Here is a 17315-nt window from a genome sequence, read left to right as displayed (position 1 = left end):
TTTAGAGTAACTTTTAGCGCTTTGGGTCAATTATTGCTGATTTAAAAATTTAACACCTAAAAAAACTCGCGCTCGATCGAAAAAACTGCGTCCCCTTGAACTTGAAGGAGAAATGTAACTTCCTATCGCGGATTTTGGGGTCTAATGCAGTTACATGCAGATTTCCAGGGGATGTGCACCTGGATAAAAGCAGAGCATTTGAAGGGAGAAGTATCAGCTAGTGACATAAAAAGAGAAAATTCAAAAATCGTGTTTCATAAGAAGAAATTTGGTAAAGAATTTTATTACTTAGCCTCTTTGATGAAAAAGAGACCCGTTCCTGGTTCAGAGGTATTGTTTAGTAAACTTTCAGGAGGGCAGCACAATAAATCTGAACATGAAACATATTGTGCTTCTATGCTTTGTTTTTCTTCTCCTGGTGCCTCTAACTTAGTATTTTTATTTGGAGAGTGGGGGAGCTTGCTAAACAAGGATTCTGTGGTGCCGGAGTGGGGATTAAGATTTGCAACCTCTTCAGAAATATGTCGGCCAGACAAAATAAAAGAAATTAGGTCTAAAAGTTATAGGGATGGGAATCCGGCCAAATATGAAGAGACAAAATCTAAGCCTACGCAATTTGAAGGATTTACGCTAGATGTTGGATCTGAATCCTTGTTTGAATTGCGAATGTACCCAAGGTTTGGGGGAAGTCATTTGGTTAGAGCGGAGGACTATTTTAAATTTTCGTTTTCTGGCCCTGTTTCACCTGATGAAGATGCGACACTTAGTTCATTAAAGAAAATGAATGATTATATATTGGGCGTTTGTTCTCGTGGATTATCTCTTGAACCGAGGATGAAGGCACATATAGATGAGGAAGTTCGGGCAAATGATTTAATTAGAGACTTGAATAAGGTTCTTGAAGTTCTTTTGTCCAATGGGAAAGCTGTCAGTCTGGTTTTTCCAACCGACTATATTTGGAGAACCTATGGTATAAGAAATAACTTTCTCCTTTCTGGACGAGAACACAAAAAGTTCCCCATCTTTTCAGGTAAGAGTAAGGTTTCGTTACAAAGCGATCTAACCATAACACCCATTAGAAGGGGCTCAGCAACTGAAGCCATTGGTAATGTGGAAAAACTCAGTAGAGCTATACTAACATTACCTATTGAACACCATGGGAAATTTTATAGATTTAATGGGGGCAGGTGGTTTGAAGTAGACGCATCAAGATTTTCCGCAATAATAGGAGTTCTAAGAGGTGCCAAACACTCAGCAGATTCAATGTATTTACCACCCTATACGAAGGATCATGCACAGAAAAAGGACGGTGATAAGGGGTATGCCGAGCTTCGATACAACAGGGCGGCAGTTCAGCACATGAAGGAGCAGAATCTAAAAGCTTTTCTTTTGGATAGAGTAAACGTGAGTTTTGGGGGTGTAGGAAATACATTTGAGTTTGCAGATGTAGCACTAATCGATGAAGCCGGGGTTTATAATTTAATTCATGTTAAGCGCGCAGCTGCTTCTGATATAAGTCATCATCGAGAGCAAGTAGAAAGATGTGCTGAGTATCTAGGGACAGAACTAAAAAAAGGCAACGCAAAGGACTTGTTCTTAAGGGCAAGCATTAACGGATTGTACCTTAAAAGTGGAATAAATATTAATAAAACGAAAAATCAAGGGAAAAGACTAACACACGGAGATACTTTTCATAAAAAATTCAAAAACTCTAAACCTCGTAAGAAAGAGAATCACGATAAATATGTGAAGAGGTTGATAAAAGAAGTTCAAAAAAAATACGAAGACGATTTGAAGCGTGCTAAGAAGAACAAGGAAAAAATTCAGGCAAGTATAAATTTTCTAAGTTTTCTTCAAAGTGCAGATTTAAGTTTTTTCTACGAAAGTTATTCTTCAAGTTTGCCAGTTATATTGGATGCACTTTTTGATTGCCACGAAACCTTTAAGGATAATAAAAAGGTTGCTGAAGAGTTTCTTACCGACATGCAAAACACTGTAGGAATTAATGCAGAACTCCTTCTGGATGGGATTGCTCCTGAAGAACTAAGAAACAAAGTAAACATTATCCTCGCAATCGTTGATGACAGGGCTTTTAAGAAAAAGGAAGACGAATCAGAGACTAAAACACCACTTATTAAGAAACAACAACTATGGGGGTTAGATCGAACTAGGCAACTCGTTCAAAAGCATGGTTTTGGATTTAAAATCGTAGTCGTAAATGAAAATACAGAAGATGATTGTGATGCATTTGGAAAAGTAGCAAATGAAACTGAAGCAAAATCCATATCCGAAAGACACAAAACTGCTTCAACTGATGGAGAGGCTGAAAGTGATCAAGAAATGGATTTTGATGAAGAATCTTCTGAAGAAGAGGATGGTGGAAAGTCAAATGAACACACAGTAGGTGAGTTAAGTGATTCGGACAAAGAACTTCTTAAATATGAGTATAAATCTACAGACATGAATAATGCGGTTAAAGCCTCGATCGATTTTCCTAGGGCAGCCAGCTTAGAGGGCGTTGATGAGGTCCCAGTTTCAGATGTATATACCGGATATAGATATGAGTATCGTCTGCTATTACCAGCATTAGGTGCAGAATTAGGGAGCGCAATTAAGACAGTTACAGATGTCATTAAGAACCTAGATGAAGAGGTGCTTAATGAAATTCAGGAAATTCTTATTCCTTTCAACCCTGGGGGGCACTGGACAACAATCCAAATTGTGATTTCAGAAGAAAAAACTATTGTAAATTACATTGAATCACTGATGCATGATTACAGCGATGAAAAAGCTGTTTGTGTCCAACATATTAAAAATGATCTATTCATACCACTTAGGTATTTTTTAGAAGGAATGTTCAGAAAAGACGTGGAATGTTCAATAAAAACATTTCGCATGCAGACTGATGAAAAAGCTTGCGGGCCTATAGTTGTGGAAAATATTCTAGATCTTTTTGAAGGAAAAGAGCCACCTGTACAGATTTTTGATAAAGATTTAACCCTTGGATTAAGACACTCTCAAGAAGCTACTTTGTCACAAGGAAGTATGCAATTGGATCTTTAAGAAGTCATCTTGGGATAATGAGTCAAGAGATGTCTTATATTACAGCACTTTTCTCCCAATCAGCCCGTGGACCCAAAGCCGCCTTCGCCGCGATCTGTGTCACTAAGATCAACCACTTCTAACAAAGTTGCTTGAGCAACCGGTGCGATGACCAATTGGGCGCAACGGAGTCCGCGGTCTATGATAAAGGGCTTTTGTCCCAGGTTGATAAGGAGGACTTTAATTTCTCCCCGATAATCGGCATCAATGGTGCCGGGCGTATTGAGGACGGTAATGCCGTGTTTGAATGCTAAACCAGAGCGGGGGCGGACTTGTGCTTCATGGAGTTTGGGCAGGGCAATGGAAATGCCGCAGGGAATGAGGGCGCGTTCGCCAGGCTGAAGAGTAATGTCGTTTGCCACCGCAGCTTGAAGATCTAAACCGGCGCTATCAGGTGTGGCGTACGCTGGAAGTGGAAGGTCTTCCCCGTGGGGGAGTTTTTGAATTTCAATAGAAGACATATGGAATATTTCCTTTGGCACATATTTCTTTAATGGGATCTATTTCTTTAGTGCCATATGCAGGGCAACAACACCACCTGTAAAATTACGATAGGTTACATTTTCAAAGCCGACGTCTTGTAACTCTTTTAAGAGCGCCTTTTGCTTGGGAAATCGTTGAATGCTTTCCACCAAATATTGGTAGGAATCTCGATCGCCCGTCACGCATTCTCCGATTTTGGGAATCACATTAAACGAATAGAGATCATACAGCTTATCAAGGCCGGGCAGGGTCACTTGGCTAAACTCTAAACAGCAGAACTTTCCCCCAGGCTTGAGGACTCGGTGAGCTTCTTGGAGAGCTTTGGCTCGATCCGTTACATTGCGTAGGCCAAAGGCAATGGTGTACGCGTCAAAATGATCATCGGGAAAAGGAAGTGACTCGGCCGGTGCACAGATCCAGTCAAGGCCGTGTAATATACCTTTGTCCATGGCCCTATCTTGGCCAACTTCAAGCATGCTGTTGTTAATATCGCATATGGTAATATCGGGATACTTAAGCTTTTTATGAATGCGAAAGGCGATGTCTCCGGTGCCGCCGGCCATATCTAATATTTTTTCACAATCCTTGGGGCTCAGCGCCTTTACAAAAGCATCTTTCCACAAACGATGAACGCCCGCACTCATCAGATCATTCATTAAATCATAGTTTTCGGCTACACTGTGAAAGACATCCTTCACCCGTTCCGTTTTCTCGTGGGGGTCCAGATCTTTAAAACCAAAAGGAGAAGAGGAATTTTCTGTCATGATGGCCTGATTCTACGGGAATAAGAGGGATTATTCAATCTGAAGTTATTCGATATGAGAAGTTGTTGAGGGAATCCTTTAAATTATTCAAGCAACATTTGGAAAGGCTCTCAATCCTTCCCATAAACCACCGCATGCCGTTTCTTGCCGGCAGAAAGCTTAAGGATACCGTCCTTATTTAAATCCTTGGCTGTTGCGAGGCCCAGCTCATCAGAAATTACAGTGTCATTAAGGCGTGCGCCGTTGCCCTTAATGAGGCGGCGGGCTTCTCCGTTGCTTTTGGTGAGGCCTACTTGGGTAAATAGCTCAAAGAGAGGGAGGCCATCTTGGAGTAGCGTAATTTCTACCATTAATAAGGGCAATTCTGACGAAAGCTTTGGGGTGCCATCTGGGGCATGTCCCACAACTTTGATTTCGGTTTGTTGCTCAAAGAGCTGCTTTGCCGCGGCGCGCGCTACACCTACGGCTTCCATGCCATGGGTAAGGGCAGTGACCTCATCGGCCAGGATTTTTTTGGTTTCGTTGATCTCTGCATCGGGAAGGTTTTCAAAGGTCTCGATCTTGTCTAGAGGCATGTCCGTAAACAAACGCAGGAATCGACCCACGTCTTTATCATCCGTATTGCGCCAGAACTGCCAGAAATCAAAAGGGGAAAGGGCGTCATCATTAAGCCACACGGCCCCCTGGGCCGTCTTACCCATTTTGGCGCCAGAAGAAGTGGTAATAAGTGGCGTCGTAAGGCCCATGACTTCGGAATGTTTGACTCTGCGCAGGAGTTCAACGCCATTAACGATGTTTCCCCATTGATCGGAGCCCCCAATTTGGAGGGTGCAGTTTAAGTGCTTGCTCAGCTCTAGAAAATCGTAAGCCTGGAGGATCATGTAGTTGAATTCCAGAAAAGTCAGCGGCTGTTCCCGGTCCAGGCGTTGTTTCACGCTCTCAAAAGACACCATGCGATTGATGGTAAAATAGGGGCCGTATTCCCTTAGAAACTTAAGGTAGTTGAGATTCTTAAGCCATTCATCATTGTTCACCATGATGGCATCCGTAGGACCGGCACCAAATCGAATGTACTTGGCAAAGGTTTTCTGCAGACTGGCAATATTGGTTTTGATTTCTTTATCGGTGAGGATCTTCCGCATTTCCGTTTTGTCGGCTGGATCGCCCAGTTTCGTGGTGCCGCCCCCCATAAGGATGATGGGGCGTAGGCCGTGCTTTTGAGCCAATCGAATGAGCATAATTTGAACCAAACTGCCCACGTGAAGGCTTTTGGCTGTGGCATCAAAGCCCACATAAAAGGTGACGTCTTCAGTCAAAAGGCGCTTATCAAGGCCTTCCAGATTGGTGCACTGATAGATAAATCTCCGCTGGGAGGCTTCTTTGAGAAAAGGGGATTGGAGGTTCGTCATGAATTGTTCTGTCTTGTTTATATGCTCCCACATTAATACGCCATTTGCCTCCATGAGAAAACCCGAAAATGCATCCAAGGGGCGGAATTCATGTTGTTTAGGATTCCAAAGTCCTCCCCATATCTGTTAAGGTGTGCCTATGCCTAAAGTCAAACAAGACCAAATTTTTACCGCCATTGGCCTCATGAGTGGCACATCCCTAGATGGGATTGACGTGGCTCTCCTAGAAAGCGATGGCAAGGAATACGTAAAGCCGCTGCAGGGGGCTATCTATCCTTATTCCGAAGAGACGCGGATAATGCTTCGCAAAGTCCTTGGAAATTCAGACCGTAAGGATCCACAAGTGCTCGAGGCGGCAGATCTTGTCACAAAGGCCCATATCAAGGCTGTCCAAGATTTTATGAATGAGCATAGCCTGCAGGACACACAAATCCATCTCATTGGCTTTCATGGACAGACCATTTACCATGAGCCACCTCAACGGAATTCCTCGGGAACTCTCCTAAAAAAGGGCACAACGCTACAAATCGGCAGTGGAGAACAACTTGCTAAGGCTCTCAGCATTCCCGTCATCTATGACTTTCGCAGCAATGACATGGCCCATGGCGGGGAGGGGGCTCCTTTGGTGCCGGTCTATCATCGGGCACGGGCCGGCGATCTTAAAAAGCCCGTGGCCATCCTTAATATTGGCGGCATTGCCAATGTGACTTGGATCGGCGGCAATGACACGATGCTGGCCTTTGATACGGGCCCCGGCAATGTGTTGATGGATGATTGGGTCTTACAGAAGACAGGAAAGCCCTTTGATCGGGATGGAGCTCTGGCAGCACAAGGCCAAGTTCAGAACGCGTTAGTCCAAAAATGGCTCTCGAATCCATTTTTCCAGCAAATGGCGCCAAAATCCCTAGATCGGGATGCATTTGGAGTTACATTAAAGGAGCTCCAACATCTTGCCACAGAAGACGCTGTGGCGACCCTTGCGGCTTTTACCGTAGAAAGTATCGCAAAAGCACAAGACCATTTCCCAGAGCGTCCCCAGGCCTGCTATATCACAGGAGGCGGCAGCAAGAATGATCATTTGATGAAACAGCTTTCTAAAGCGCTAGATACAAACGTGTCCTCGGTGGATTCTCTGGGCTGGAATGCTGACTTTCTAGAGGCCCAGGCCTTTGCCTATTTAGCCGTTCGCTCCAAATTAGACTTACCCCTCACATATCCTGGCACCACGGGGGTATTGGAGGCGATGGTAGGCGGGGAAAATTGTTCCTAAATCTCTTTTATGCCCTTGCCCATAGAAAAAGGGCCCCCATAGGGAGCCCCTCAACATTATATTATTACTAGCTATTATTTCTTGGCGGGTGGTGCCGTTGGACAACCCTGGGTTGTGAAATGCAAGCTAGAAATAGGGACTAATTCTAGCCCTGCTAAAGGTGGTGAAGGCATGATAACAGGAGTCTTTTGCTTCGCACAAATTTGAGCCAGAGTCATGGGCTTGGTTTGTTGATAAAGGGGTGGCTTTGGAGGGTCATATACATACTGTAACCAACTCCAATTTTTTTTAATCTCACTGTTAGCATTCTTAAGCCCTGTTTTTATATCACCGAGAACATTATCATAAGACTTTCTTCCTTTGGGAATAGATCCGGTTTTTTTGGTTTTTGCGCCAAGAGCTTTATCACAAAAGGAAACGACTAGCCGCTCTTCTTCCGGAAGAAGCTTGTTGCAAACTTTATCCATCTCCTTCGTTCCTTCGTGGGCTAGATTCGCAGCTTTTTTAGCTTTTCCAGCTGCCTTACTCAAATCATTTGCTCCCGTTTTAACTTCTCCAGCAGCTGTATCTAGATCATTCGCTGCCGATATAAGATCTTTGTATTCAGACCAACTTTTCATGCCAGGAAAAATCGCTGAATGTTCTTGGAATGTGTTATCAGCATATTGGGTTCCATTTGCGGCTTTTGTTGCGTAACCGTCCCCCTTTTCAACTTGATTAGAAGAATAGGTTACATCGTCGGCAGCTGTATTAATTTTAGCTTCAAGAAATGGTCTGACTTGTACGTAATCTTTGAACCCAAATTCATGCCCGAGGACACTGTATTGAATGCCTCCTCCGACAGAGGCATTGCAGCAATGATCTTTAAAAGAACGAATTTCCGTATACCATTTGTTTGTATTTTCTATAGTACTGTTAACAAGATCTGGTGCCTTTACGTCTAAAATATTTCTTGCTTTGGGTAAAAGTGTTGTTGTTATTTTATCTAGAGATTTACAAAATCCCTCAACATTGAATTCTTTTACTTCTTTCTTAACGGCTATGGTTAGTTTTTTGCTTTCTGTACTTACGCTAGTTATAGCTTTGTTGAGATCTCCGTCTTTATGCATGAGTCGACCGGGAGCTCCCTTTTTCGCTGCAGCATTTATTTCTAGTTGTTTCAAAGAGTATGCTGCGTTTGTACAAGCAGGGGCACTATGGTGGTTCGCAACCCAATTCTCGGCAAATGTTTCAACGGCGGCTTCCTCTTTTTTCTTGTTCTTTAGGTTCACAATAAGAGGAGCGGTCTCTTTTTCTGCACTTTTCATTTCAGACTTTTTTGAATTAAGGTCCCCAATAATTTTATTTTTTAACTTTCTTAAGGGAGCTGTCATTTTACTGTTAATACCAGAAACCCGTTGCTTAATGCCTGCTAAAACGGCCTTGAGCTCATTTCGTTGAAAGGGTTGCAGGCTAGGTAGTTTTTTCTTTGCGGATGCCATGAAATCTTGGACATTCTTAAGTTTGCCGGTTATTTTTTTCATCTGGGCGGACACTTTACTGACATCACTTTCTATTTTGGAGATACCTGCCATCATTTTGTTGATGGCTGCCATTTCTTTGTTAATACCACTTATTTGCCCCATAATATCACCAAAAGGACCAGCATGACTCTGCTCTCCCATAATCAGAACAGAAAGGACGATTGCAAAAACTTTAAAAACATCTCTCATAATTATCTCCTTAATCCTCTTATAACCCACGAATACTTTGCTCTACTCTGGACTTATCAAACCTTCACAGGCAGGTAATCCTTTGAATTTTTGACACCCAATTTGAAAGGCACATGGAAGGTCAAAACTCTTCTTCATTCTCTTGTTAAATGTGTCTATCATTCCGGTCATTTTGGTCTCATAGCCATTTACTTTTTTATGACCAGCTGGAACGGATTTATTTTGCGTTTTTTCTACTAAGGCCAATCCTTTGGATACTGCATTATCCTCAATGTGTGCCAATCCTTTGCTATCACAAACTTCAGCAATGGTTTTTCCAGTGGCTGCAACACCTGTTGCGGCGTTTTTGACTTGGGTTTCTGGAACTCTCTTTTTAAGATCATCCATATCAGATAAAAGATCATTGACTTTGGAGAGAGCCTTTTTGCGTATTAAAGAGGCAATCTTACTAGAGTCATTCTTAAAGTTTCTCAGATCCTTTTCATAGGGAGCCATAGCAGCCAGTTTAGCAGAAAGTGTTTGGGCATCTTCTACAGCTTGATAGGTGTGAGAGTCGCAACAATTTGTTTTGAAGGCATCCACTTCACTTTTCCATGTTTTCAACTGAGAGATGGCTCCTGGTAAAAACTTACTCACGTCATCAAGAAAGGTATTTGCAGATGCTAGCAGACCTTGTGCATCGCCATAGAAGGTACAAACTGGCATGGTCCCAGGTTTGCTAGCTTTGAATTTTTTGAGGAGTGTCGTAAGTTGCGTCCCAAGGTTTTTTTCCGCTGTAGAGAAGCTAGATTCTTTATCTTTTAAATGCGTCATCTTAGCTTTGGCGTCTTTTTGGGCCACAGCATATTGCGCCGCATCCTTTGTGAGGCATTTTGACGTTCTTTCCATCTTAATTAGGCCGGAGAGAGAATCTAAGGCGTTGCTCGCAGCATTGTAATGATCCTGAGCGGGAGTAATATGGCTGCTTACAAAGGCTGTTAGTTTCTTTGCTGCGGCCTTTTTGGCGGCTGCTACCTTTGCTGCTGCTGCCTTTTTTTCTCTTTCAGCTAACTCTTTCGCTTTTTTCTCAGCTTCTTCTTTTTTCTTCTTAGTTTTTTCGTATTCACAGTGGGGATCACAAAAGGACCATGAATTCTCTATCCAGACAAAATCCACTAAAGCCATCATACAAATAAGAATTAATAGATTTTTAAACATGTCCATCTCCCCAGATAACGGTCCCTATAAACTCATAATTTTATTATTCTTTTTTCCAGTATAACTTTTTTTTGCATAAAGGTCAAAATGAGTTTTTTTTCCTCCGTCTTCGTTTACGCTTCCGCTACGACGTGACGAGGCGCTACGACGTCTTCCCGGCCATTCTGAATTTAGACACGTCACGTCGTAGCGAAGCGAAGACGGATGAGCGCGGGATCCAGTCTTGCTCCTTGTCTCTGGCATGCTTTTTGCTGGATCTCGCGATACCAAGTCCCTCTACGACTCATCGGCTTAAGACGCCGATTCGTCAAGAGTGCCTAAAGGTTCCGAGATGACGAGACAGTGCCAGCAATTACTAATTTCTCTCCTCAGCTCCAGGATAACAGCAGTGGAGAGAAATACTACGACGCACTTCCTTGGCCAGTAGTCCAAAGCCGTCTTCCCGGCCATTAGGAATTATGGGCAAGCCGTAGGCGCGCCCCTAGAATTCCTTATGAGCGCGGGATCCATACTTCACTGGAGTCAGAAAAGTGTAAAACCACGCCATAGCGCTGCGAAGGCAGAAACGAAGACGGACTTGTCACGTCGAAGCATCGCGAAGACGGATTATCCCTGTTCCCAATTTACAAAGCATGATAAAAATAAAGGGATGCCAACATAAAAACACATAGAAAATGAATAATAAGTGGAAAACAAATAATTAAGGGAATTGGAACAGTGGGAGAAAATAGAGAATGAACGATCCGGTTGTCCTTATTGGAGCCAAGCGTACGCCCATCGGGGATTTTTTGGGAGAGCTGTCCGCTGTTTCCGCTCCCAGTTTAGGATCTGTCGCCATAGCCAGCGCTCTAAAGAGTACATCCATTGCCCCCGATCAAATAGACGAAGTCCTTATGGGCTGTGTTTTAACGGCGGGTCAAGGCCAAGCACCGGCCCGTCAAGCAGCTCTGGCTGCCGGAATTTCCCATAATGTTCCCTGTACAAGCATCAACAAAATGTGTGGTTCGGGCATGAAATCAGTGATGCTGGCCCATGATATATTACTGGCTGGATCCAGTGATTTAGTGCTGGCTGGCGGGATGGAGAATATGTCCAAGACACCCTATCTGGCTGAAAAAGCCCGCCAAGGGTATCGCTTTGGTCATGGGAGCCTCATCGATCATATGCTCCTGGATGGCCTGGAAGATGCCTACGAAAAGGGGCGTCTCATGGGTGAATTTGCGGAAGAAACGGCTAAAAAGCACGATATTTCCCGTGTGGAACAAGATGCTTTTGCCAAAGAATCCTTGCTGCGGGCCAAAAAGGCCAATGAAGATGGAACCTTTGCCCAGGAAATTGCATCAGTTAATGTGACTGGAATAGTGGGGGGGACTAAAAAATCCGCCTCTCTCAAAAAAGCTGCAATAAAGATATCAAAAGATGAACATCCCTTTCGGGTCAATGTGGACAAGATTCCAGAGCTTCGCCCCGTCTTTGCCAAGGAAGGCACTGTTACGGCTGCCAATTCCAGTGCCATTTCTGACGGAGCTGCGGCTTTGATCTTGGCACGAGCATCTCACGCCAAGGCAATGGGGATAAAGCCTCGAGCGCGAATCGTTGGTCATGCCAGTCATTCCCATGAGCCTGCTTGGTTTACCACGGCACCCATTGGGGCCATCCAATCGCTTTTGGAAAAGACGGGCTGGCAGAAAGATTCGGTGGACCTCTTCGAAATTAACGAAGCCTTTGCCGTTGTGACCATGGTGGCCATGAAAGAGTTAGGCCTTTCCCATGACAAGGTAAACGTCCATGGAGGCGCCTGCGCCTTGGGCCATCCCATTGGAGCATCTGGCGCGCGCATATTGGTAACCCTTCTCCATGCCTTGGAAAAATATAATCTAAGGCGGGGGATTGCAGCCATCTGTATTGGAGGCGGGGAAGCCACAGCCATTGCCATAGAGAGGGACGTATGAGCATTCTGAAACCGTCAATCGCCACCAGCTCTCAAGAGTTCAAAAAGAACAAAGCCCATATGGAAAAGCTTGTTGGGGATCTATGGCAGAAAGTAAAAGAGGCTCAACAAGGCGGCGGCAAGGCAGCCACTGAAAAGCAGAAAAAGCGCGGGAAGCTTTCGCCCAGAGAACGCCTTGAGCGCCTGTTGGATCCAGGAACGCCTTTCTTGGAACTCTCCCAATTGGCCGCCCATGATGTCTATGAAGATCATGTGCCGGGCGCGGGCATCATTACGGGCGTTGGACGTATTCATGGCCGCCTGTGCATGATCATTGCCAATGATCCCACCGTCAAAGCGGGAACCTATTATCCATTGACGGTCAAAAAGCATTTGCGGGCCCAACGCATTGCCAGCGAGAATCGTCTGCCCAGTATTTACTTGGTTGACTCTGGTGGCGCCTATTTGCCGAAACAGGACGAAGTTTTCCCCGACCGAGATCACTTTGGCCGTGTTTTTTACAATCAGGCGATCATGTCCTCAGAAGGCCTTCCGCAAATTGCCGTCGTCATGGGATATTGCACAGCAGGAGGGGCCTATGTGCCGGCTTTGGCAGATCAGGCCGTCATCGTCAAAAACCAGGGCACTATTTTCTTAGGCGGGCCAGCGCTTGTAAAAGCGGCTACGGGCGAAGAAGTGACCAATGAAGAACTGGGCGGGGCTGATCTCCATTGCCGCAAATCGGGTGTCGCAGATTATTATGCCGAAGATGATGCCCATGCCTTACAATTAGCCCGAGATATCGTTAATGACCTCTCTGAGCAGATCCCCAGTGAGCCAGATGATACTTTGGATCCCCTTTATGCGCCGGAGGATATATATGGTGTTGTGCCCACAGATCTTAAAAAATCCATGGAAATCAAAGATATCATCGCTCATTTAGTGGATGGAAGCGACTTCGATGAGTTTAAAGCCCTCTATGGAACCACGCTGGTGTGCGGTTTTGGAAAGATTTATGGCCATACGGTTGGCATCATTGGCAACAATGGCATTCTCTTTTCAGAATCATCGCTAAAAGGGACACATTTCATCGAACTTTGCTGCCAACGCAATATCCCCCTCATATTCCTGCAAAATATTACGGGATTCATGGTGGGACAAAAATATGAAGAACAAGGCATTGCCAAAGATGGCGCCAAACTTGTCATGGCGGTGGCTTGCGCAAAAGTACCGAAATTTACGGTGATCGTGGGGGGCAGTTTTGGCGCCGGAAATTACGGCATGTGCGGCCGAGCCTATGATCCACGGTTTTTATGGACTTGGCCCAACTCTCGGGTGTCCGTCATGGGGGGAGAGCAAGTGGCTTCTGTCCTATCTACCATTAGACAACAGAATTTAGAAAGTCAGAGTAAGTCCTGGTCTGAAAAAGACGCGGAAGCCTTTAAAAAGCCTCTTCGGGATCAATATGAAATCCAAGGTCATCCCTATTATGCCACGGCACGCCTTTGGGATGATGGCATCATTGACCCCAAGGAAACCCGCCGTGTATTGGGACTGTCCTTAGAGGTAGCTTTCAATGGGACGTGTGAGTCAACTAAGTTTGGTGTTTTTAGAATGTAAATTCCAGGGCATGTGCCAGGGCATATGTCAGAGCCTATGAAGGGGAGCAGGAATGGAAAAAAACTTGTTAATTTCTAAGAAAAAAAACGGCCTTGTGGTGATGACCCTTAATCGGCCCCTGGTTCATAATGCTCTCGATGAAGATTTAATCAGCCGTTTGCTGGAAACATTGCTTAAGCTCAGGGAAAATTCATCCATTCGAGTACTGCTGATAGAAGGCGCAGGAGATAGCTTTTGCGCCGGCGGGGATTTAGGGTGGATGCAACGAGCCATCAAGTTTTCTCTGGGAGAGAATCGCTTAGATGCCGAAAAATTGGCCCAACTTATGTATGCTCTGGATAGTTTTCCGGCTCCGACCATCGCCAAAGTGCATGGATCTGTTTTTGGCGGTGGCGTTGGATTGGTTGCCTGTTGTGATATTGCTTTTGCCGAATCAGATGCTCAGTTTTGTTTCTCTGAGGTGCGATTGGGCCTTACGCCATCCGTCATTAGTCCTTACGTTCTTCGGGCTATGGGCCAGCGTATGGCAAGCCGATATTTTCTATCAGCTGAAAGATTTTCAGCTCAAAAAGCCCAGGAGATGCAGTTGATCCACGGCCAATATCCGGCAAAAGAGCTGGGCATGCAGATCAATAAGCTGGTGGATAGTCTTTTGGCCGGGGCTCCTCAGGCGCAACGCCGAGCCAAAAAGCTTATCCGTGAATTTGATCAGGGAAAAATAGGAGAGAGCGTGATCGAAGACACAGCTCTCGAAATTGCCCATCAGAGAACCACAGATGAAGCCCAAGAAGGACTTTCGGCATTTTTTGACAAGCGTTCACCAAAATGGGGACAAGACTAGGATGTTTAAAAAGGTTCTGATCGCAAATCGGGGAGAGATTGCCCGCCGGATTATCAGGACGTGTCAAAAACTCTCCCTTCAAACGGTGGTTGTGTATACGCCCGAAGACAAGAGTGCCCCTTATGTTTTGGAAGGGGATGTGTCTTATCCCATTAACAGCTATTTGGACCCAGTAGAGATTGTAAAGCTGACTACGGCTTCCGGTGCTGAAGCCATTCACCCGGGGTACGGATTTTTGGCTGAGTCTCCCGCATTGGCCAAGGCTTGTGAAGAAGCAGGGATTGTCTTCATTGGACCCAATACCGAAACCTTGGCTCTCATGGGGGATAAAAATCAGGCCAAGTCAGCGGCCCAAAAAGTGGGTCTTCCAACAATCTCCAGCTATTCTCCTGAGGACAAGTTGCCATTTCCTGTCTTGATAAAGCCCGTTGCCGGGGGCGGTGGAAAGGGCATGCATGTTGCGAATTCAAAGGCAGAATTATCCACGCTCATAGAAAGGGCGAAGCGGGAGGCTCTGGGGGCTTTTGGGGACGAACGTTTACTCTTTGAAGACTATATTCCCGATCCCCGACATGTCGAGATTCAAGTATTTGGAGACACGCAAGGCAATGTGGTCCATCTCTTTGAGCGGGATTGTTCTTTGCAACGGCGCCATCAAAAGATAATCGAAGAGGCTTTAGCTCCTAACTTGGATAAGAAGACAAAGGAAAAACTCTATGAGGCCGCCGTAAAGCTCTGTAAAAGCGTCTCCTATGTGGGGGCGGGAACGGTGGAATTTTTATTGGACAACAAAGGCCACTTTTACTTTCTGGAAATGAATCCTAGGTTGCAAGTGGAGCACCCCGTTACCGAAGCCATCACGGGCTTGGATCTGGTGGAATGGCAGCTTTTGGTCGCGGCTGGATCCCCATTGCCGTGCAAGCAATCTCAAATAAAAGCCACTGGCCATGCCATTGAGGCGCGGCTTTATGCCGAGGATCCAGAAAAGAACTTCCTGCCATCAGTTGGGCAAATTTATCATTATGATCCTCCTGCAGAATCGAAATCCCTCAGAATAGACAGCGGCATCCGCCAAAGCCAACGTATAAGCGCTTCCTATGATCCCATGCTGGCAAAGATCATTGCCTTTGGAAAAACGCGCGAGGCAGCACGATTGGAATTGATTCAAGGAGTATCACAGTTCCATGTGGCAGGGGTAAAGACCAATGGAGCGTTCTTGATGGAAATATTGGAATCAATTAGGTTTGTAAAAGGGGCTTACACCACAAGCACCCTTGATACGCTTAAGCCATCCACCTATCCAAAAGTTGACTTGCTGACCTTGGCCATGGGGGTTTGTGTTCTCAATGGGCAAAAGGTGAAGTCTCCCTGGAATCGCCGAGATCACTGGCTTCTTAATGATCCTGGTCAGGCGAAAATTATACTTTCCCAAGGCCGAGAAACCTATGAATGCAGCTTGGAACGGAGAGAAACAGAATATTCCTTGAAGTGGCATAAGGAATCTCTTTCTTTTTCCTACAAGGCGACTAACGGTCAGTATGTCCTCACGTCTTCTGGAAAAGAGGTGATGTTTGAGGGGGTAATCGTAGAAAATCACCTTGTTCTCTTTCGAGACGGCCATGTTTTTGATTTTACGATTGGCGCCCCACAGGAATCACGGGAAATTCTCGAAGAAAGCCAAGGGCATTTGATGGCGCCCATGCCGGGGAAAGTGATTGCCCTTCATGTGAAAAAGGGGGACTCTGTCAAACAAGGGGAGCCCCTTGTGGCCATGGAAGCCATGAAGATGGAGCACGGCATTCACGCCCCGTTTGATGGTACGATCATCGCTATACCCTGTGAGTTGGGAGAAATAGTGGAAGAGGGACGAGAGTTGGTTCAAATGGAGCCCAAAGCAAAATGACATTACCTAGAACTGTTAAGATCGTTGAAGTTGGCCCGCGGGACGGATTACAAAATGAATCCAAGTTGATCTCAGTGCCGGAACGTCGGCGATTCATCGATATGCTGTCACAGACAGGGCTTTCCGTAATAGAGGTGGGAAGCTTTGTGTCCCCTAAATGGGTGCCACAAATGGCTAAGACTGGGGATGTTTATGAGGGCATCGAGAAAAAAGCAGGCGTTCAGTATCCGGTGCTTGTCCCTAACCAGCAGGGACTGGAAAAAGCCTTAGAGGCAGGTGTAACAGAGATTGCAGTTTTTGTGGCGGCCTCGGAAACATTCTCTCAAAAGAACATCAACTGTGGGATTCAGGAGAGTTTTGAGAGACTAGATCCTGTTGTTAAAGGGGCTCGAGAGATTGGGATGCCTATAAGAGGATATATTTCATGTGTCATGGGATGTCCGTACGAAGGGGATGTTCCGAGTGGCAAAGTTGTGGAAGTTGCTGAACGACTCTTAAAATTGGGTTGTCTAGAAATTTCTTTGGGAGATACCATTGGCGTTGGTACCCCCCTTCAAACACGGGAGCTTATCCGGAACCTTTCAAAGACGGTGTCCATAGAGCAGATGGCTGTTCATTTCCACGACACTTATGGCCAAGCACTGGCGAATATTCTGACAGCCCTGGAAGAGGGGATCTCCGTCATAGATAGTTCGGTCGCCGGAATTGGAGGGTGTCCCTATGCCAAAGGAGCCTCAGGAAATGTTGTCACTGAAGACTTATTGTTTATGCTCACTGGCATGGGCATTGAAACAGGCGTTCATATGGATAAGCTTTTAAAGTGCGGAAAATATATAACGAAACTTTTAGGGATCAATCCTCGATCTAAGGTTGCCATAGCCATGGGAGATTAAGAGAGGAAGGTAGTGAATTTTCAAGTTCAGTATTTGAATGTAGTTGTAAGTTGGGCGCCTCTATCAAGCATGATTTTGTCACAACCAGCAATTGAAGTCGCATAATTTTGAGCAAGAGGAAGGGATAAGGGGTGTTTTTCTCGCTTTAGTGCCTCTATTAGCCCCTATTTCTTAGATTTTGGGCATGCTTA

Annotated in this window: 11 protein-coding genes and 1 pseudogene; 7 read left to right on the top strand and 5 right to left on the bottom strand. The window is 45.3% G+C overall.

Features of this window, described 5'->3' with window-relative positions; all coding sequences use genetic code 11:
• Positions 1 to 780 precede the first annotated feature (780 nt).
• Complete coding sequence (locus HOL16_00955) at positions 781 to 3063, top strand: hypothetical protein (GenBank protein ID MBT5389266.1); 2283 nt, start codon at positions 781 to 783, stop codon at positions 3061 to 3063.
• 59 nt (positions 3064 to 3122) lie between these two features.
• Here the strand turns inward: HOL16_00955 and dut are convergent, their stop codons facing one another.
• From dut to HOL16_00940, 3 genes are all read right to left on the bottom strand, one after another.
• Entirely contained in the window at positions 3123 to 3563 is a 441-nt protein-coding gene (gene dut, locus HOL16_00950) for a dUTP diphosphatase (GenBank protein ID MBT5389265.1), read from the bottom strand.
• A 39-nt stretch (positions 3564 to 3602) separates the two neighbouring features.
• Positions 3603 to 4349 carry a bifunctional demethylmenaquinone methyltransferase/2-methoxy-6-polyprenyl-1,4-benzoquinol methylase UbiE gene (ubiE, locus tag HOL16_00945; protein MBT5389264.1) on the bottom strand — a complete coding sequence of 249 codons (747 nt, stop codon included), beginning with the start codon at positions 4347 to 4349 and terminating at the stop codon, positions 3603 to 3605.
• Positions 4350 to 4459: 110 nt separating this feature from the next.
• The gene (locus tag HOL16_00940; protein MBT5389263.1) at positions 4460 to 5758 is read right to left on the bottom strand and encodes a tyrosine--tRNA ligase; all 1299 of its coding nucleotides are present in this window, start codon (positions 5756 to 5758) and stop codon (positions 4460 to 4462) included.
• Positions 5759 to 5897: 139 nt separating this feature from the next.
• Here HOL16_00940 and HOL16_00935 point away from each other — a divergent pair, with 139 nt between their 5' ends.
• Positions 5898 to 7028: an anhydro-N-acetylmuramic acid kinase gene (locus HOL16_00935; GenBank protein ID MBT5389262.1), complete on the top strand. Its 1131-nt coding sequence runs from the start codon at positions 5898 to 5900 to the stop codon at positions 7026 to 7028.
• A 74-nt stretch (positions 7029 to 7102) separates the two neighbouring features.
• Here HOL16_00935 and HOL16_00930 read toward each other — a convergent pair whose 3' ends face one another.
• Positions 7103 to 8740: a hypothetical protein gene (locus tag HOL16_00930; GenBank protein MBT5389261.1), complete on the bottom strand. Its 1638-nt coding sequence runs from the start codon at positions 8738 to 8740 to the stop codon at positions 7103 to 7105.
• A gap of 981 nt (positions 8741 to 9721) precedes the next feature.
• Positions 9722 to 9814: pseudogene (locus HOL16_00925) on the bottom strand (cell division protein FtsE).
• 857 nt (positions 9815 to 10671) lie between these two features.
• On the opposite strand from HOL16_00925, the gene HOL16_00920 reads away from it, so the two are divergent.
• The 5 genes from HOL16_00920 to HOL16_00900 are packed head-to-tail and all read left to right on the top strand — an operon-like array spanning position 10672 to position 17124.
• Complete coding sequence (locus HOL16_00920; GenBank protein ID MBT5389260.1) at positions 10672 to 11889, top strand: acetyl-CoA C-acyltransferase; 1218 nt, start codon at positions 10672 to 10674, stop codon at positions 11887 to 11889.
• On the top strand, positions 11886 to 13487 hold the full coding sequence (locus HOL16_00915; protein ID MBT5389259.1) for a methylcrotonoyl-CoA carboxylase: 1602 nt from the start codon (positions 11886 to 11888) through the stop codon (positions 13485 to 13487). Before HOL16_00920 ends, HOL16_00915 begins: the two co-directional genes overlap by 4 nt.
• Before the next feature lie 52 nt (positions 13488 to 13539).
• A complete protein-coding gene (locus HOL16_00910) occupies positions 13540 to 14328 on the top strand; it encodes a hypothetical protein (GenBank protein MBT5389258.1) in 789 nt (262 codons plus the stop codon).
• A 1-nt stretch (position 14329) separates the two neighbouring features.
• The gene (locus HOL16_00905) at positions 14330 to 16231 is read left to right on the top strand and encodes an ATP-grasp domain-containing protein (protein ID MBT5389257.1); all 1902 of its coding nucleotides are present in this window, start codon (positions 14330 to 14332) and stop codon (positions 16229 to 16231) included.
• Positions 16228 to 17124: a hydroxymethylglutaryl-CoA lyase gene (locus tag HOL16_00900; protein MBT5389256.1), complete on the top strand. Its 897-nt coding sequence runs from the start codon at positions 16228 to 16230 to the stop codon at positions 17122 to 17124. The genes HOL16_00905 and HOL16_00900 overlap by 4 nt, the downstream gene beginning before the upstream one ends.
• Positions 17125 to 17315 lie beyond the last annotated feature (191 nt).

It is taken from the genome of Alphaproteobacteria bacterium, from assembly GCA_018662925.1.
Taxonomy (GTDB): Bacteria; Pseudomonadota; Alphaproteobacteria; order 16-39-46; family JABJFC01; genus JABJFC01.
Note: the sequence above shows the minus strand (reverse complement) of the source record. Positions and strands in the feature narration are given on the sequence as shown.

Excerpts from the sequence above, each read along its gene's own strand:
- HOL16_00955 (MBT5389266.1), top strand. The coding sequence starts at position 781 with ATGAATGATTATATATTGGGCGTTTGTTCTCGTGGATTATCTCTTGAA.
- dut (MBT5389265.1), bottom strand. The coding sequence starts at position 3,563 with ATGTCTTCTATTGAAATTCAAAAACTCCCCCACGGGGAAGACCTTCCA.
- ubiE (MBT5389264.1), bottom strand. The coding sequence starts at position 4,349 with ATGACAGAAAATTCCTCTTCTCCTTTTGGTTTTAAAGATCTGGACCCC.
- HOL16_00940 (MBT5389263.1), bottom strand. The coding sequence starts at position 5,758 with ATGACGAACCTCCAATCCCCTTTTCTCAAAGAAGCCTCCCAGCGGAGA.
- HOL16_00935 (MBT5389262.1), top strand. The coding sequence starts at position 5,898 with ATGCCTAAAGTCAAACAAGACCAAATTTTTACCGCCATTGGCCTCATG.
- HOL16_00930 (MBT5389261.1), bottom strand. The coding sequence starts at position 8,740 with ATGAGAGATGTTTTTAAAGTTTTTGCAATCGTCCTTTCTGTTCTGATT.
- HOL16_00920 (MBT5389260.1), top strand. The coding sequence starts at position 10,672 with ATGAACGATCCGGTTGTCCTTATTGGAGCCAAGCGTACGCCCATCGGG.
- HOL16_00915 (MBT5389259.1), top strand. The coding sequence starts at position 11,886 with ATGAGCATTCTGAAACCGTCAATCGCCACCAGCTCTCAAGAGTTCAAA.
- HOL16_00910 (MBT5389258.1), top strand. The coding sequence starts at position 13,540 with ATGGAAAAAAACTTGTTAATTTCTAAGAAAAAAAACGGCCTTGTGGTG.
- HOL16_00905 (MBT5389257.1), top strand. The coding sequence starts at position 14,330 with ATGTTTAAAAAGGTTCTGATCGCAAATCGGGGAGAGATTGCCCGCCGG.
- HOL16_00900 (MBT5389256.1), top strand. The coding sequence starts at position 16,228 with ATGACATTACCTAGAACTGTTAAGATCGTTGAAGTTGGCCCGCGGGAC.